We start from the raw sequence: 17,395 nt of genomic DNA, 5'->3' as shown, positions 1-17,395 counted from the left end.
GGCGAACTTGAAGAGATAAGAAGTTTATTATTAAACGGGCGGTGCGCAGGCATCGCCCGTTTTGCGTTAAGGCCGCGGGGTATTAGCTCAGCGCGACTTTAATCCCTAAACCAATCAGCACGCCACCGAGCAGCTTATCGACAATCTTCTGTGCTTTTGCCAGACCACGGCGCACCGGCGCGCTTTGGATCAGCAGGGAGAGCAGCGGCCACCAAATGGCTGACAGCCCAATGATAATCGAGGCATACCACAGCTTTTCGCCCACGCTGGAGTTCACTTGCAGCACCTGAGTGAACATCGCCAGGAAGAACAGAGTGGCCTTTGGGTTGAGCAAATTGCACAAGTAGCCCTGAATGAAAGCTTTGTGCAGCTTGATTTGTTGCTGCTCTAAGCCGTCCAGATTCATTTTGCTATTGGAGCGCGAGAACAGCGCCTGAATGCCAACCCAAATCAGGTAAGCCGCGCCGACATACTTCAGCATGTCGAACAGCCACGGCGTGGTGGTGATCACTACCGCCAGCCCGGCCACGCAGTAAGACATATGGGTTATCACCCCGCAAATCACACCCAGAGACGTCATCAGCGCCGCCACTTTCGGATAGCGCGCCGCATTCTTTATCACCAGAAAGAAATCTGGGCCGGGGGAGAGCATGCCGAGCAGGGAGATGCTGGCGACAAACAGGGAGGTTTCAAGCATGGTAATAACCGTCGTTGATTCAATAGCAGATAGGGCGGCATCATACGCCAATCCTGAAAGTCATAAACTACGGGCGACGCTTTTTTTTTGTGTTTCGTATAAAGTCGCGTCGGCGGAGTGGTGAGGGCTGTACGGCCCTGTACGCGAATGACGCCAGCATGTAAGCCGCACTGTACAAGCTCTGAAGAGTCTGGAATTCGTATAAGTGATATATACCGTTTTAAGATAATTATCCGTTATATATGACGTGGATTAAGGTGCCGAATTGGAACTTTTATAATGATAAATCGCGCATGACTAAGAGCCATCTTATATCTGTAGGTTGGGCAGTTATCGCTATCGACGGCTTGAGGGGCTTTCCGTATAGTGTCTGCACTTTTTTGAGTCACCGTAAATATCCTCTTCTACACAGGGCTTCATAATGATTATCAGCCTGATCGCCGCACTGGCGGCGGATCGCGTTATTGGCATGGAAAACGCCATGCCTTGGCATTTACCGGCTGACCTGGCTTGGTTTAAGCGTAATACGCTGAACAAACCGGTCATCATGGGACGCAAAACGTTCGAGTCTATTGGTCGTCCTTTGCCTGGTCGCTTAAATATCGTGATCAGTTCACAACCGGGCACGCACGACGGCGTCACCTGGGTTACCTCCATTGATGCTGCTATTGCTGCGGCGGGCGATGTTGAGGAAGTGATGGTCATGGGCGGTGGTCACGTATACGACCAGTTCCTGGCGCGCGCTGACCGTTTATACCTGACGCACATTGATGCCGAAGTAGAAGGGGACACACACTTCCCCGACTACGAGCCGGATGAGTGGGAAAGCACCTTCAGCGAATTCCACGACGCTGACGAGCAGAACTCTCACGGCTTCTGCTTTGAAATTCTGGACAGAAACCGCGGCTAAGCCCCAACGCTGGCTAAATAAAAAAGGCACCTGAAAAGGTGCCTTTTTTGATCTGCCCACGAGTACTCAGGACGCGGTAGGTGCCGCAACCTGCTCTTTGTCGCTGCGGCGATTAGAGCGTTGGGTGAAATATTGCTTATCTTCCCAACGAATCATGGTCAATACGCCACCCCAGCAGCAGCCGGTATCCAGCGCATAAACGCCTTCCGGCGCGCCTTTACCTTCCAGAGAAGCCCAGTGCCCAAAGGCGATACTGTATCCGGCCTGGCGGATCGGGCTTTCAATATCAAACCAAGGTTTAAGTGGGCGCGGCGCGTTCTCCGGCGTGTCCTTGCACATCATGTCTAACTGACCGTTCGGGAAGCAGTAGCGCATGCGGGTAAGGGCGTTGGTGCTAAAACGCAGGCGGGCTAAGCCGCTCAGCTCTGGCGACCAGTTGTTCGGCATATCGCCATACATGGCGTCGAGGAACAGCGGGTAGGTGTCGCTGCTCAGCACGGCTTCCACTTCACGGGCGCACATCTGCGCGGTTTCCAAGTCCCACTGCGGCGTGATGCCCGCATGAGCCATCACCAGCTTCAGCTCTTCATCAACCTGCAATACCGGTTGACGACGCAGCCAGTTGATCAGCTCATCGGCGTCTTCGGCTTCCAACAGCGGATTGAGACGATCTTTGGGTTTGTTAAAGCTGATCCCCGCATAGATCGCCAGCAAGTGCAGGTCATGATTTCCCAGCACCATGCGCACTGACTCCCCCAAGCTGCTGACATAGCGCAGCACTTCGAGCGAGTTGGGGCCGCGCGCCACGAGGTCGCCCGTCAACCATAATCGGTCTTGTTCAGGATTGAAATTGACTTGCGCCAATAGCGCTTTGAGTTCATCGATACAGCCGTGAACATCACCAATAAGATATGTCGACATGAGAGTTAATTTATCAGCGTTGGGATTGCGAGGCGAAAAACAGGGATAGGGACACGGAATAATTCACCGTCCTCTGCGACCATTTCGTAATGCCCTTCCATGGTACCCAGTGGCGTTTCAAGCACGGCGCCACTGGTGTAATGGAATTCGTTACCAGGAAGAATAAGCGGTTGTTCACCGACCACACCTTCACCCTGAACTTCTATCTGCCGGGCATTACTGTCAGTAATCAACCAGTAACGGCGGAGTAACTGTACGTTGAAGCGGCCGAGATTACGGACGGTCACGGTGTAAGAGAAGACATAGCGCTCTTCTTCAGGTATCGACTGCGATTCAATGTAGACACTTTGCACCTGAACACATACGCGTGGTGAATCAAGCATAGCGTTACTCCTCGCTTCCTTTATGTTTCGAGGCGCAGTGTTTTAGCACTTGCGCCCCTTATCATATTGGCTCAGTACGATTATTGTTCTGGCTGCGGATGGCCGTTTTTTGGCCGGGTAGATAAGCGATTAGCCAGTTTGCAGTACATCTCAACAGAAATATTCTCTGCGCGCATCTGTAAATCCAGACCCAGCTCTACCATCTCTTCAACGGTGAACAAATGGCCGAGGCTGTTACGCACGGTTTTGCGACGCTGGTTAAAGGCATCGGTGGTCAAACGACTCAGAATACGGATGTCGTCAACCGGATAAGGGATTTCAGCGTGCGGAATTAAACGCACCACCGCAGATTCCACTTTTGGCGCTGGCGTAAAGGATTCCGGCGGAACTTCCAGCACGGGAATAATATGGCAGTAGTACTGCGCCATCACGCTCAGGCGGCCGTAAGCTTTGCTGTTCGGCCCGGCAACCAGACGATTAACCACTTCTTTTTGCAACATAAAGTGCATGTCGCGAATAGCATTAGTATAGAGGAACAGGTGGAACATCAGCGGCGTGGAGATGTTATACGGCAAGTTGCCGAACACGCGCAGCGGCTGGCCCAGCTCTTTCGACAGCTCGCCGAAGTCGACTTTCATGGCGTCAGACTGGATCACACGCAGCTTGCCGGCCATCTTCGGATTGGTCTCCAGACGGGCGGCCAAATCGCGGTCAAGCTCGACCACGGTCATACTATTAAGGCGCGAGGCAACCGGCTCTGTTAAAGCAGCCAGGCCGGGACCGATTTCGACAACGGCCTGATCGGGCAATGGATGGATAGCCGATACGATGCTGTCGATAACAAACTGATCGGTTAAAAAGTTTTGCCCGAAACGTTTACGAGCAAAGTGGCCTTGGTGTACACGATTATTCATTGTAGTTGTTTTACTTTTCTTTATAGAACAGCAGAATTGGTTGCCATGCGAATGGCGAGATTTATTGCAGTCTTGAAGCTGCCTGCATCGGCAGTGCCGGTGGCGGCCAGTTCAAGTGCGGTACCGTGATCAACGGAGGTCCGGATAAAGGGCAGGCCGAGTGTGATATTCACTGCGCGGCCGAATCCTTGGTATTTTAGCACCGGAAGGCCCTGATCGTGATACATCGATAACACCGCGTCGGCATGTTGCAGATATTTCGGCTGGAACAGCGTATCTGCTGGCAGCGGACCAATCAGACTCATTCCCTTTTCGCGCAGTTCATTCAGCGCAGGAATGATGGTATCAATCTCTTCATGCCCCATGTGACCGCCTTCCCCCGCGTGCGGGTTAAGACCACAGACATAAATTTGCGGATCGACAATACCAAATTTGGTCTGCAAGTCATGATGCAAAATGGTGATCACTTCATGCAAGCTTTGACGAGTGATCGCTGCGGGGACGTCCATCAGCGGCAGATGCGTCGTCGCCAGAGCAACGCGCAGCTCTTCCGTCGCCAACATCATCACCACGCGATTGCATTGGCTGCGATCGGCGAAGAACTCGGTATGGCCGATAAATGGAATTCCGGCATCATTGATAATGCTTTTCTGCACCGGACCGGTCACTAAGCCGGCGAATTCGCCGTTGATAGCGCCGTCACAGGCGCGAGCCAGCGTTTCCACCACGTAACCTGCATTAGCTACGTTAAGCTGACCAGCGATCACTGGAACCGCGGTTTTCACCGGCAAAACGGTCAGCGTGCCCGCAGCCTGAGGCTGAGGCGCCGCGCCCGGCTGGTAATCACGTAACTCGATTTTCAATCCCAAAATCTGGGCGCGCTCAAGTAACAAAGCCGGATCGGCACAAACCACTAACTCAACAGGCCACGCCTGTTGAGCCAGAGCAAGTACCAGATCCGGCCCAACCCCGGCTGGCTCGCCGGGGGTGATGACCAAACTTTTTGTCGCTAAAGAATTATTGTCCATTACCGTCCAGAATCTTCACGTACGCATTGGCACGTTGTTCCTGCATCCAGGTCTGAGCTTCTTCAGAGAATTTACGGTTGAACAGCATGCGATACGCGCGCTCTTTCTGCGCTGCGTCGGTTTTATCCACCTGACGGGTATCGAGTAACTGAATCAAGTGCCAGCCGAATGAGGAGTGAACCGGTGCGCTGAGTTCGCCTTTTTTCAGGTTCATCAGGGCGTCACGGAACGCCGGATCGTACATGTCAGGAGATGCCCAGCCTAAGTCGCCGCCCTGATTCGCTGAACCAGGGTCCTGAGAAAGCTGCTTCGCTTCATCAGCAAACTTGGCTTTACCGCTGCGAATATCCGCCGCGACCTGCTCAAGCTTCGCGCGAGCCTGATCGTCAGTCATGACCACCGACGGCTTCAGCAAGATGTGACGTGCGTGAACTTCGGTAACAGAAACGGTTTTGTTGTCGCCACGGATATCGTTAACTTTCAGGATATGGAAGCCGACGCCGGAACGGATTGGACCGATGATTTGGCCTTTCTGCGCGGTGCTCAGTGCCTGAGCAAACAGCGTTGGCAGCTCCTGCAATTTGCCCCAACCCATGTTGCCGCCTTTCAGCGCCTGGGAGTCAGCAGAGTAGGCGATCGCCATTTTGCCGAAGTCGCCACCGTTGTTCAGTTCAGCTACCAGTTTCTTGGCTAAAGCTTCAGCCGTATCGACCTGGTCCTGCGTTGGGTTTTCCGGCAGAGGGAGCAAAATGTGGCTCAGGTTGAACTCAGTGTCGCCGCCGTTTTGTGCGCCAACCTGTTTGGCCAGTGCATCAACTTCCTGTGGCAGAACGGTAACGCGACGACGAACTTCGCTGTTACGCACTTCGCTGATCATCATCTCTTTACGGATCTGGGCACGGTAAGTGCTGTAGTTCAGACCGTCGTAGGCCAGGCGGCTACGCAGTTGGTCAACCGTCAGTTTGTTCTGTGCGGCAATCCCCGCGATGGCTTTATCAACGTCTTCATCAGTCAGTTTGATGCCCATTTTATCGGCCATCTGTAACTGGATCTTGTCCATGATCAGGCGATCAAGGATTTGGTGGCGCAGCGTTGCGTCATCAGGTAATTGCTGATTTGCCTCTTTAGCCTGCTGTTTAACAGATTGCATCAGGCTGTTGACATCACTGTCCAGGACCACGCCGTTATCCACCACGGCGGCCACTTTATCAACCTCTTGAGGGGCTGCAAACGCGGTGCTGGCACAAAGCGTTACGCCGAGGAGAAGTGTTCTCCAGTTCTTCATACATTTTCCATTTGTTTAATCCGCAATTGCGGATGCAAGTTCACTGAGTTCAACATGTCGTCGGTCTTAGAATGCACGTTGATAAGGCAATATACCGCGGCCCAGCATTTCTGCGGTTCCGAGGGTATGACTATTACTCAGGCCACGAAGTTCAAGAGTGAGTGAAATCTTGTTGTCATACTTACTTTCTGCGTTGACGTTATCAAAGTTGGTGATTTTACGCTCGTAGCCAAAGCCAACCGCCCAACAGCAGGTATTGTATTGCAGACCGAGCAATTGATCAGCCGGTTGCTGTGCTTTGGTGTCGTAATAATAGGCACCCACGATGGCCCAACGATCGGCGATCGGCCAGCTGGCGATACCGCCCACTTGCGAAATACCTTGCTGATAACCTGGGTTTTGCACGTTTGGCAGCGTAGCCTGAATATACTCTGGGCTGGCATAACGGTAGCTCAACTGAACCATTTTGTCCGAGTCAGCACGGTATTCAAGCACCGCATCACCCAGCGCTAAGGCATCAAGGCGTGTGTCATACTGCGCACCGCCGCGAACACCCCAGAAGTCGTTGATTTTATAGTAAGTGTCACCCGCCCACACCAGGCTGCCAGTGTCATCATTCTTGTCCAGAACGCTGTTCTGATCGCCAGTGCGCGGAGGGGTGAAGTAGTAAATCTGCCCCAATGACGCGTTAAAGCGTTCAACCAAACCATCATCGTAAATACGGGTGGTTAAACCACTCGCCACTTGGTTAGCTGAAGCAATGCGGTCAAGGCCACTGTAACTCTTATCGCGGAACAGGCCGGTGTAGTCGGACTGTAGCAGCGTGGAGTCATAGGTGTTGATCCCACTCTGGTCGCGGTAAGGAATATAAAGATACTGGGCGCGTGGTTCGAGGGTTTGGGTATAGCCCGCGTTCCAATCCATGGTGCGTTCAAACACCATCTTGCCGTCAGATTTAAACTCAGGCAGCGTGCGGTTTACCGAGCTTTGCAGCTTAGAGTTAGGGTTAGCAGCAAAGAACGAGTCAGGAATATCCTGCTGATAATGGGTCGTCATTAATTTGACTTCATTATCCAGGCTACCCAGCCTGTTACTCAGCGGCAGGCTTAATGTTGGCTCTAAGTGCAGTCGCGTGGCTTCAGGGTTATCCGGATTCACGCTGGTGAACTTGGCGGCCTGGCCGTAAACATGAAGGTCAAACGGACCGAGATCATTTTTGTAGTAGTTGACGTCAAACTGCGGCATTGCGCGGTATGCGTTGGTGTTACCTGCGCCGTTAAAGATTTGGAACTGCTTACTGGCTAAGGTCGCGTCCCAGTTCTGATTGGCATAGCCGACGCTGAATTTCTGCGCCGCATAGCCGTCGGTGGTTGAGCCATACTTGGAGTCAAAGTCGGTGAAGTAGTACGGATCGCTGACCTTGGTATAGTCAACGTTGAAACGCCAGACTTGATCCACGACGCCTGAGTGCGCCCAGTAGTACATCCAGCGCTTGGTTTTATCGCTGGTACGCGCCTGACTCTTCACATAATCGTCGTCAATTTTTTTGTCATTGCCCAAATAATCGAACTCCATCATACCCGCGCCGAGGCCGGTCAGATAACGGAACTCGTTCTGCAATTGCAGTCCACGGTTGCTCATGTAGTTTGGGGTGATGGTGGCGTCGTAGTTAGGCGCGATATTCCAGTAATAAGGAATAGTAACGCCGAAGCCATTAGTGTTGCTGTAGTTGGCGTTCGGGATTAAGAAACCAGAACGGCGGCGGTCGCCGATAGGCAACTGCATATAGGGACTGTAGAACACCGGCACCGGGCCAATATGGAAGCGCGCATTCCAGATTTCAGCCACTTCTTCCTGACGATCTTCAATGATGGTCGAACCCACCACGCTCCAGCTGTTATCGCCGGGCAGACAGGAAGTAAAGGTACCGTTATCCAAGATGGTGTAGCGGTTGCTGTCACGCTGCTTCATCTTATCTGCCGTACCGCGACCTTGGCGGCCTACCATCTGGTAGTCACCTTTTTCCAGATCGGTATCTTTGGTGGTCAGATTCGAGAAACCTTTAGGGCCGTTCAGTTTGATCTGCGGATCGCTATATCTTACGTCACCGGTAGCGGTCACGGTGCGAAGTGGCGTGGCTTCGCCAGGGGTTGTCACCTGGTTAAGCTGCACCTGATCGGCAGTCAGAGAGCTGTTACCCTGCTCGACATTAACGCTACCGCTAAACAGCGCGTTGTCTGGATAGTTGCCGGTGGCCTGATCCGCCTGAATATTAACAGGAAGCTTATTCGGATCACCGGTTACCAGAGGTTTATCATAAGTAGGTACGCCGAGCATACACTGCGCAGCGAGATCAGCTAAAGCGCCATGGCTGTACAGGGCCGTCCAAATAGTGGTGGCCAGCAGCGTGGGGAAGCGTGTTTTCAGACGTCTGTTTTTCATACGTAAAATGGTGTTCCGTCATCAGAGGCATCATGCCGGCAAACGGTCAGAGACTATATTACTCATCATCGTTGCGCTAGTGTTAAATCCAACCGGTAAACGTCGTCGCCGTTAGGCACAACGATAAATGCCAGTTATGATAAAGCAATTTTTCGACGACGCCATGGTGAATTGAGGAGTATATGCAGTATTGGGGAAAGCTGCTCGGGCTTGTGCTGGGTTTAATGTCCGGCGTGGGATTCTGGGGAATCGTTATAGGACTGTTGATTGGGCATATGTTCGACAAGGCGCGCTCGGCTAAAAGCCGCGGCTATTTTGCCGATCAACAGACAAGACAAACACTATTTTTCCGCACCACCTTTGAGGTGATGGGGCATTTAACGAAATCAAAGGGGCGTGTTACCGAGGCTGATATTCAGATTGCCAGCCTTTATATGGACAGAATGCAGCTGCACGGCGAGAACCGAAATGCGGCACAGCGCGCATTCCAGAGTGGTAAAGAGTCGAGTTATCCACTGCGTGAGAAGATGCGCGAACTGCGCAGCGTCTGTTTTGGGCGTTTCGACCTAATCCGGACTTTTCTGGAAATTCAGATCCAGGCCGCCTTTGCCGATGGCTCGCTGCATCCTAATGAACGGCAGGTGCTGTACGTCATCGCCGAAGAGTTAGGCATCTCCCGCCAGCAGTTCGACCAGTTCCTCAGCATGATGGAGGGCGGTCAGCAATTTGGCGGGCAGCAGGGGCATTACTCACAGGGCGGATTCCGGCAGGCTCCGCAAGGGCCGACGCTGGCCGATGCTTGTAAAGTGCTGGGTGTCAGTCCGTCAGACGATAGCGCCGTCATTAAGCGCGCCTATCGCAAGCTGATGAGCGAACATCATCCCGACAAGCTGGTGGCGAAAGGCCTGCCGCCGGAAATGATGGAGATGGCGAAAGAGAAGGCGCAGGCGATTCAGGCGGCTTATGACCTGATTAAACGCGAGAAAGGTTTTAAATAAGCATCCATGCAAAAGGCACCTAAAAAGGTGCCTTTTTTACTTCCCAGCTTTCTAATTATTAGAAGCTAATCTTAACCCCCGCAACCCCTTGCCAGTAATTCACACCTTCGTTATCCAATCTGCGCTGATACTGCACACCGGCATTCAGTGAGATGTTGGCGACAGGATTATTAATAATCCCCACATCGATCATCCCAGAGCTACCGGTTGAGCCGCTGATGAAGCTATTAGTGCGACTATTGAAGGTACTGCCGATATCCAGCGTTGCATCACTACTGAGATCCTTAATAAAGGTGGTATTAGCTATCAACGCCCATTTTCCGGTTTTTGAGGTATCCCAGTTGTAACGATAACGTAGCCCAGTGCGAATGGTAGGGCGATTTATGTCGTTATAATCCACCTTAGTGTTATCGACGTCAGTCACATCATCGATTTGCAGATGCTGGATACCCACGCCGACCAGAGGAGTGAGCTGATGATTACCAAGCTTAAATTTACGACCTACATCCAGCGTAGCGCCGATTGATTTTGCATGAATATCAGCTACGTCACCACCGCGTAGATCGGTAGAAACATTACCGTCGTACTTCGCAATATCAGCACTGAGGTCAACCGTGATGCCACTGTTGTGTTCATAAGAAGCCAAAGATGAGATACCCCAAGCTGTGTACTGGATTTTGCTATTTCCGTCAGCAGCCTGCGGTGTGACATCAAGCTGGGTGTTGGAGAGACCGAGATTAATGTCCAACGAGTGAGTATCATTTGCTAAGTGCAGGGCTTTTCCACCCAGCAGCCAACCACTCTGTTTCTGCGTATAGTCGTAGCCATAATTCATAAAGCCTAGCGAAGAATGATATTTGTCTTCTCCGTTAAGATACTGGAAGAAAATGTTCAGCTTAGTATCTTGAGTCGCCAGAACCTGATTGCGGAAGGTTTCATTCAGCCGCGAACTGTAGTTCAAAATGGCAGATGACAGTGAAAGATATGATGGGATCTGCGGCGTCACGGCTTTCCGAGAGGCTTTTGATGAATTTTGTTTTGCTAGCCTGCTGCCATCGTTGCCAGATTTTAGAGCTAGTTCCTCAATCAAACCGTTACTTGGTTCCGGCGCAGGCCTCTCATCCCAATAAGCCTCGTTCTGAGGGATCGCATTTTCTCCTTCGCTCAGCAGGGTGTTTTGCAGACGATAATCCCAATACTGGTTACCGAAACCTTCAACTTCACGTTGCTTTGCTGAACTCTTCCCAGGTGCAAACGCGTATAGACCATAGGCATAGGCTCCGCGTGCGACATAGCCTTGAGCCAGTTTAAAGCTGTTTTTCGATGCCTGGCCAGCTACCTGGATAAGCGACAAGCCTTCATCATTATCCGCATGACCCAGATTATGAAAGTCAGTCAGCAGCCCGTTTCCCGATAGCGAAATTCGCACTGAAATAGGCTCTTTGGTGATCACATCGCCTTTTATCAGCAGTTTGTCGGTTTGTGCAGACTGTCTATCTAAATGGGTACGTAGGCTGAGAAGCGTATTATTGCCTGTAGTGAGATTGCCGTTAATTCTCTGCACCGCAGGGTTGAAGTTATAACCATCACTCGTGGCCGTCCTGCTAGGTGCCCATCGCACATTGTCTTTAAAGATAAGGTCAGAGAATAAGGTGCCACTACCGTAGAGTTGGGTGTTATCTCCCATCGTCAAAGTAGAGTGCAGCGAACCATTGAGTACGAGCGAACCGCCGTTGATGTCCGTGGAGCCAGTAAAGGGACTAAAGCTGTTGAAATACAGGGTGCCTGGCCCGCCTTTCACCAGTTTCCCATCACCGCGGATTTCAGCATCAATAACTACATCATTCCCGCCGTCAGTACTGGTTGTGCTCTCAACTTTTTGGTCAACACTAATCAAACTACCTGATGTTAAATCCACTTCGCCTTTCAGGTGTGATTTGCTGTTAAGCACCATGCGGGCGCGTTCATTAAGTTTTACCTTCGCAGTTAATGACGCATGTTCACTCACCCGAAGCGTTGAAAAACTTGCCACATCGATGTTGTTAAAGCTGTAGGTTTCATCGATCCAGTCATTATCGACTACCACACCTCCGGCATGGAGTGTCGGTCTGCCACTCAGAATAAAGGTGCCTCGATTGACAGATAATTTATTTAGCTCTGCGCCGCCCGCAAGTTCCCAGCTATGGAGAGCTGACTCAGGTGAATAGTCGATATCTAGATTAAAGCGTGTTTCTTCACTACCGAGGTGACCGATAAACCTCTGATTATTCGAATTGTTAAAACGCAGAGTGCTGAGTTTGTTTGGATGACTGTTAAGGATTTTAGCGCCATTATCATTATGATTAATGGTTTTAAAGGCAAAGTCATGCCCGTTAACATCCAGTGTGCCGCCGCGATAACCGAAATTGATTCTGTTGCTTTCAATTTGATTCTGGCCTTCAATACGCACAGTCGGGCGGCCACTGACTAGCGTCACACTGGAAAAAGCCTGCTGCTGCCCCCGAGCATTTACCCGCTGGTTCAGAATAACCAAGCCATCGCCGACGTTTAACCCACCCTCGTTATTTCCAATACCATTAACGTGCAGGGTGCCTTTACCAATTTTATGCAGGTTATCGCCTAGTAAGCCATTGACTCGCCAATCGACCGTTTTTTCAGCGTCGATTTCAATCCCCCCGCCGACCCAGGTACTATTTTTTCCTGGAGCAGAGTCGACTTGGTAGTTGTTGGAGAACCTTAATTTTGCTGCGCCATGGTTGATAGAGTCTTCCAGAACGATCCGGCCTCCATCCCCTGCAAATCTCAGGTCTTTACTGGCATCAAGTTGAGCATTGCTAGCCAGATAGGGCAGGATCGCGTCGACGCCATGCCATTGCCAACTATTATTGCCTTGACTGATGCTTGCCTTAGTCCAGTGGATATCACCCATGCCAGTACTGTCAGTGACATCTGGATCTGTATTTTTGGCAAGTACACTGTTCATGAATGATTGCTGCATATAGAGTGTGTAACTTTCTAAGTTATAGGGGCCATTGCCACCTACCCAAGGCGACACACCGATTAACTTCCAGATTTTTTCTTTATTATCGTAGACATAGAGCGGGCTTCCGCTGTCCCCAGGCTGAATACCACTACTAAAAGGTTCGACCCGAGGATCGTTTGGACCATAGTTTTTCCAAGTTAAATGACCATTTTGGAAAGTCGGATTGGTTATGGTGCCGCCGGTTTTCCAGCTATAAGCTCCTGAAAGCCATTTTTTCTCTTTTGTCACCGGGTCGATTTGATATTGAGTACCCGTACCCGCTCGTGCGAAATATTGGTATCGCTCGCTGTCGTTTTTAACATCGTTAGGGTCGGCAATTGGCATCGGTGCAGTTTCGGTAACTACTTTATTAAGACGTGGAAGATGAAAATCCTTATTATTTGTTTTATATGCCGGGTCATCGTTGCGGTTAATTATCTGATACTCAGTATTGTACTTGGCCTTATTACCGAAATTAACACTTTGATATCCCCCATTATGCGCCACGCTGGCAATATAAGAAGGGTGCGTCAGTGTGGCTATCCCATTACTATCAATGGCGCTAAAATCGGGAATAGGGAAGTTTAGCTTTCCCGCCGGCGTGCCATCCTTCTTTAAAACTTCAACGCCTTCCTTCCCTGGACTGTACTTGCCAAGATTTTCAGCAAAATCGCGGTAATCCTGTACCGAGACATCTTCTCGCATGACGGCCGCGTCAACATCAAAAAGAGCCAAGGCAATTAAGCTACTTAGTAACTTTGGTTTCCATGTCATATTCATATTTCCCTAAATAATTATAATTCCGGTCAATGTTTAATTTGAAACTATCTAATTAATATAGGGATAATCCAGATTCTATTACCGGTTACTTAGAGAGAATATATTGATTTACATCCCCAAACACGGGGTTGTTTATTATGGGAGTAGAATGATTAATTAGTTAAATATAAAATACAGAATCACACATTACTTATTCTGTTTCTGAGTAATGTGTTCTTCATCTTATTAGAAATCCGGCTCGCAGTTGAAGACCAGCGGCGTATCGGTGATCGGATGGTAAAACGACAACTCCTGCGCGTGCAGCTGCAGGCGATTGACCACGGCAATTGCCTCGGGCGGCGCATAGAACTTATCGCCAAGGATCGGATGACCAATAGCCAGCAGGTGAACGCGCAACTGGTGCGAGCGGCCGGTGATCGGGCGCAGCTTAACGCGCGTGGTGCCGTCATCGTCCCAAGACATCACTTCATACTGGGTGAGGGCTTTTTTTCCGGTTTCGTGACACACCTTCTGTTTCGGGCGATTCGGGTAATCACAAATCAGCGGCAAATCGATAATGCCGTAATCCTCTTCCACCCGGCCCCAGACGCGGGCGATATAGACTTTTTTGGTCTCGCGCTCGCGGAACTGGCGTTTCAGCTCGCGCTCGGCTTCCTTGGTTAACGCCACCACAATCACGCCGCTGGTGGACATATCCAGGCGATGCACCGACTCGGCTTCGGGAAACTCTTGCTGAATGCGGGTCATCAGGCTGTCGTGATGCTCAGCCAGCTTGCCGGGAACGGACAGCAGGCCGCTTGGCTTATTGACCACCATGATGTGCTTATCCTGAAAAATCACCTGTAACCAAGGATCCTTCGGCGGGTGGTAATCCTCCAGCGGCTTGGTATTGGAAGGGATGTAGGATGTGGATTGATTTTCACTCATCGCGGTTTCAATTATCTACTGTCATGAAAAGGGAAGAGGCAGGGGGCACCTGCCTCTTGGCTGGCATTACTGGTGGCTAACCACCACCAAGCGGATTGCATCCAGACGCCAGCTGGCATCGTTCAGGTTAGCCAGAACCTGTTGGCGGTTCGATTCTATCGCTTCCAGCTCGTCATCACGAATGTTTGGGTTAACCTCTTTCAGCGACTTCAGGCGCGCCAGCTCTTGGTTCAGCTGCACGTCGGCTTCGACCTTGGCGGCTTCAATCAGCGTGCGGGCTTCTTCGGCAATCTGCGGCTCAGCCTGTTGCAGCATGGCGTGGACATCAGCCTGTACCGCGTTGACCAGCTTGCTGGAGTTGTGACGGTTAATGGCATTTAACTGGCGGTTGAAGCTTTCGAATTCAACCTGAGCCGCCAGATTGGTGCCTTTACGGTCCATCAACATGCGAACCGGCGTCGGTGGCAAGAAGCGGGTTAATTGCAGGTGCTTCGGTGCCTGACACTCCACCACATACACCAGCTCGGCCAGCAGCGTGCCGACCGGCAGCGCCTTATTCTTCAGGATAGACACCGCGCAGCTGCCGGTATCGCCTGACAGGATAAGATCCAGACCATTGCGAATGATCGGATGTTCCCAACTGATGAACTGCGTGTCTTCGCGGGACAGCGCCTGCTCACGGTCGAAGGTCACGGTGCAGCCATCTTCCGGCAGGCCAGGGAAGTCCGGCACCAGCATGTGATCCGACGGCGTCAGCACGATCAGGTTATCGCTGCGGTCTTCCTGATTGATCCCCACGATGTCGAACAGGTTCAGCGCGAAGTTCACCAGATTGACGTCGTTATCCTGCTCGCCGATCTCTTTTGCCAGCTGCTGCGCCGGTTCGCCGCCGTTGGAGTGCATCTCCAGCAGGCGGTCGCGACCGTTTTCCAGCGCCAGCTTCAGCGCGTCGTGCTTACTGCGGCATTCAGCAATAAACTCGTTCAACCCTTCTTGCTCGTTTGGCGTCGCCAGGAAAGCAATCAGCTGCTCATAGGCGCTGTCGTAAATGGTGCGGCCGGTCGGGCAGGTGTGCTCGAAAGCGTCCAGACCTTCATGGAACCAACGCACCAGCACCGACTGCGCGGTCTGCTCGAGGTAAGGCACCATGATGTCGATGTTATTCTGCTGACCGATACGGTCCAGACGGCCAATACGCTGCTCCAGCAGGTCCGGGTTAAAGGGCAGATCGAACATCACCATTTTGCTGGCGAACTGGAAGTTACGCCCTTCGGAGCCGATTTCAGAACAGAGCAGCACCTGCGCGCCATCTTCCTGAGAAGCGAAGTAGGCCGCCGCGCGGTCACGCTCAATAATCGACAAACCTTCGTGGAACACGGCGGCGCGAATGGCTTCTCGCTCGCGCAGCACCTGCTCCAGTTGCAGCGCGGTGGCGGCTTTGGCGCAGATCACCAGCACTTTTTCGTCACGGTTAGCCGTCAGGTAGCCCAACAGCCACTCCACGCGCGGGTCGAAGTTCCACCAGGTGGCGTTGTCGCCTTCGAACTCCTGATAAATCTGCTCCGGGTAGAGCATGTCGTAAGCGCGCGCTTCTACCGTTTTCTTGGCGCCCATGATGCCGGACACCTTAATCGCCGTCTGGTACTGCGTTGGCAGAGGGAGTTTCACCGCGTGCAGGTGGCGCTCGGGGAAGCCTTTCACGCCATTACGGGTGTTACGGAACAGCACGCGGCTGGTGCCGTGGCGGTCCATCAGCATCGCGACTAGCTTCTTGGCGGCGGCTTCATCACCGGCGTTGGCGGCGGCCAGCAGGGTGTCGACGTCGGCATTGCCCACGCGTTCGCCCAGCAGCGCCAGTGCTTCCGGCGTTAATTGCTCTTGGTTGAGCAGCAGGGTCACGGCGTCAGCCACCGGCTGATACTGCTGCTGCTCTTCAATGAATTCTTCGTAATCGTGGAAACGATCCGGGTCGAGCAGGCGCAGGCGGGCAAAGTGGCTCTGCTGGCCCAGTTGCTCGGGGGTTGCGGTAAGCAACAGCACGCTTGGGATCTGCTGAGAAAGCTGCTCGATAACCTGATATTCGCGGCTCGGCGCGTCTTCGCTCCACACCAAGTGGTGCGCTTCGTCGACTACCAGCATGTCCCACTCTGCTTCGGACAACTGCTCCAGGCGAGACTTATTGCGGCGCACGAAGTCCAGCGAACAGATAACCAACTGCTCGGTTTCAAACGGGTTAGTGGCTTCATGGACCGACTCGGCGTAGCGATCGTCATCAAACAGCGAGAAGCGCAGGTTGAAGCGGCGCAGCATCTCGACCAGCCACTGGTGTTGCAGGGTTTCCGGCACCACGATCAGCACGCGTTCAGCGCGACCAGAAAGTAATTGCTGGTGGATAATCATCCCGGCTTCGATAGTTTTACCCAGACCCACTTCGTCGGCTAACAGCACGCGCGGGGCGTGGCGCTGGCCCACTTCATAAGCAATGTGCAACTGGTGGGGGATCAGGCTGGCACGCATACCGCGCAGGCCGCCGAACTCCAGACGGAACTGTTCACGCTGGTATTTACGGGCGCGGAAACGCAGGGCGAAACGGTCCATGCGGTCGATTTGACCGGCGAACAGTCGGTCTTGAGGCTTGCTGAAGGTCAGCTTGCTGTCGAGCAGCACTTCGCGCATCGCGACGCCCGTCTCTTCGGTGTCGGTACGCGTACCGATGTAGGTCAGCAGCCCTTTATCTTCAACCACTTCTTCAACCAGTAGCTGCCATCCTTCATGGCTACTGATGGTGTCCCCGGTGTTAAACATCACGCGGGTGATTGGGGAATCATTACGAGCATACAGTCGGTTTTCACCAGTGGCGGGGAAAAGCAGGGTTACCATGCGCGTATCAATCGCGACGACGGTCCCTAATCCTAATTCGCTTTCCGTGTCGCTTATCCAGCGTTGACCCAATGTAAACGGCATAATCTCTCTCTGTGTCTGTCTGTTATGAACGGCTTTACTGCGCCCTGATTTTTAGTAATAGCTTGCTTTCCTCGCCAGTGGCGCGGAATGGTTAATTTTATGGGGGTGGTTCAGATTCGGGAAA

12 protein-coding genes are annotated in these 17,395 nt (G+C 52.1%); 2 read left to right on the top strand and 10 right to left on the bottom strand.

Features of this window, described 5'->3' with window-relative positions; genetic code table 11:
* Positions 1–82: 82 nt before the first annotated feature.
* Positions 83–697, bottom strand: coding sequence for a LysE family translocator (locus ACT3RT_RS10700; protein ID WP_353500965.1), 615 nt, complete (start codon positions 695–697; stop codon positions 83–85).
* Positions 698–1,118: 421 nt separating this feature from the next.
* Here ACT3RT_RS10700 and folA point away from each other — a divergent pair, with 421 nt between their 5' ends.
* Positions 1,119–1,607, top strand: coding sequence for a type 3 dihydrofolate reductase (gene folA, locus ACT3RT_RS10695; RefSeq protein ID WP_278878633.1), 489 nt, complete (start codon positions 1,119–1,121; stop codon positions 1,605–1,607).
* Between the two features lie 66 nt (positions 1,608–1,673).
* Here the strand turns inward: folA and apaH are convergent, their stop codons facing one another.
* The 6 genes from apaH to lptD form a co-directional block, all read right to left on the bottom strand.
* Positions 1,674–2,528: a bis(5'-nucleosyl)-tetraphosphatase (symmetrical) ApaH gene (gene apaH / locus ACT3RT_RS10690; protein ID WP_396131607.1), complete on the bottom strand. Its 855-nt coding sequence runs from the start codon at positions 2,526–2,528 to the stop codon at positions 1,674–1,676.
* Positions 2,529–2,533: 5 nt separating this feature from the next.
* Positions 2,534–2,911, bottom strand: a complete 378-nt coding sequence (apaG, locus tag ACT3RT_RS10685) for a Co2+/Mg2+ efflux facilitator ApaG/CorD (protein ID WP_396131608.1) — start codon at positions 2,909–2,911, stop codon at positions 2,534–2,536.
* Between the two features lie 80 nt (positions 2,912–2,991).
* Positions 2,992–3,825: a 16S rRNA (adenine(1518)-N(6)/adenine(1519)-N(6))-dimethyltransferase RsmA gene (gene rsmA, locus ACT3RT_RS10680; protein WP_496202959.1), complete on the bottom strand. Its 834-nt coding sequence runs from the start codon at positions 3,823–3,825 to the stop codon at positions 2,992–2,994.
* A gap of 20 nt (positions 3,826–3,845) precedes the next feature.
* Positions 3,846–4,853 carry a 4-hydroxythreonine-4-phosphate dehydrogenase PdxA gene (gene pdxA, locus ACT3RT_RS10675; protein ID WP_353500970.1) on the bottom strand — a complete coding sequence of 336 codons (1,008 nt, stop codon included), beginning with the start codon at positions 4,851–4,853 and terminating at the stop codon, positions 3,846–3,848.
* Positions 4,843–6,138 (bottom strand): peptidylprolyl isomerase SurA, encoded by a 1,296-nt coding sequence (gene surA, locus ACT3RT_RS10670; RefSeq protein ID WP_496202958.1) that lies wholly within the window; start codon positions 6,136–6,138, stop codon positions 4,843–4,845. Before surA ends, pdxA begins: the two co-directional genes overlap by 11 nt.
* 66 nt (positions 6,139–6,204) lie before the next feature.
* Positions 6,205–8,580, bottom strand: coding sequence for an LPS assembly protein LptD (gene lptD / locus ACT3RT_RS10665; protein ID WP_353500972.1), 2,376 nt, complete (start codon positions 8,578–8,580; stop codon positions 6,205–6,207).
* A gap of 182 nt (positions 8,581–8,762) precedes the next feature.
* On the opposite strand from lptD, the gene djlA reads away from it, so the two are divergent.
* Positions 8,763–9,578, top strand: coding sequence for a co-chaperone DjlA (gene djlA, locus ACT3RT_RS10660; RefSeq protein ID WP_441656070.1), 816 nt, complete (start codon positions 8,763–8,765; stop codon positions 9,576–9,578).
* A gap of 58 nt (positions 9,579–9,636) precedes the next feature.
* Here djlA and ACT3RT_RS10655 read toward each other — a convergent pair whose 3' ends face one another.
* The 3 genes from ACT3RT_RS10655 to rapA form a co-directional block, all read right to left on the bottom strand.
* Entirely contained in the window at positions 9,637–13,374 is a 3,738-nt protein-coding gene (locus tag ACT3RT_RS10655) for a S6 family peptidase (protein ID WP_496202957.1), read from the bottom strand.
* Between the two features lie 231 nt (positions 13,375–13,605).
* Positions 13,606–14,307 (bottom strand): bifunctional tRNA pseudouridine(32) synthase/23S rRNA pseudouridine(746) synthase RluA, encoded by a 702-nt coding sequence (gene rluA / locus ACT3RT_RS10650; protein ID WP_496202956.1) that lies wholly within the window; start codon positions 14,305–14,307, stop codon positions 13,606–13,608.
* 66 nt (positions 14,308–14,373) lie between these two features.
* Positions 14,374–17,271 carry an RNA polymerase-associated protein RapA gene (rapA, locus tag ACT3RT_RS10645; RefSeq protein ID WP_496200514.1) on the bottom strand — a complete coding sequence of 966 codons (2,898 nt, stop codon included), beginning with the start codon at positions 17,269–17,271 and terminating at the stop codon, positions 14,374–14,376.
* Positions 17,272–17,395 lie beyond the last annotated feature (124 nt).

The organism is Ewingella sp. AOP9-I1-14, assembly GCF_052375995.1.
Lineage (GTDB): Bacteria > Pseudomonadota > Gammaproteobacteria > Enterobacterales > Enterobacteriaceae > Ewingella > Ewingella allii.
The sequence above is the reverse complement of the archived record's forward strand: the minus strand, read 5'-3'. Positions and strand labels throughout refer to the sequence as shown.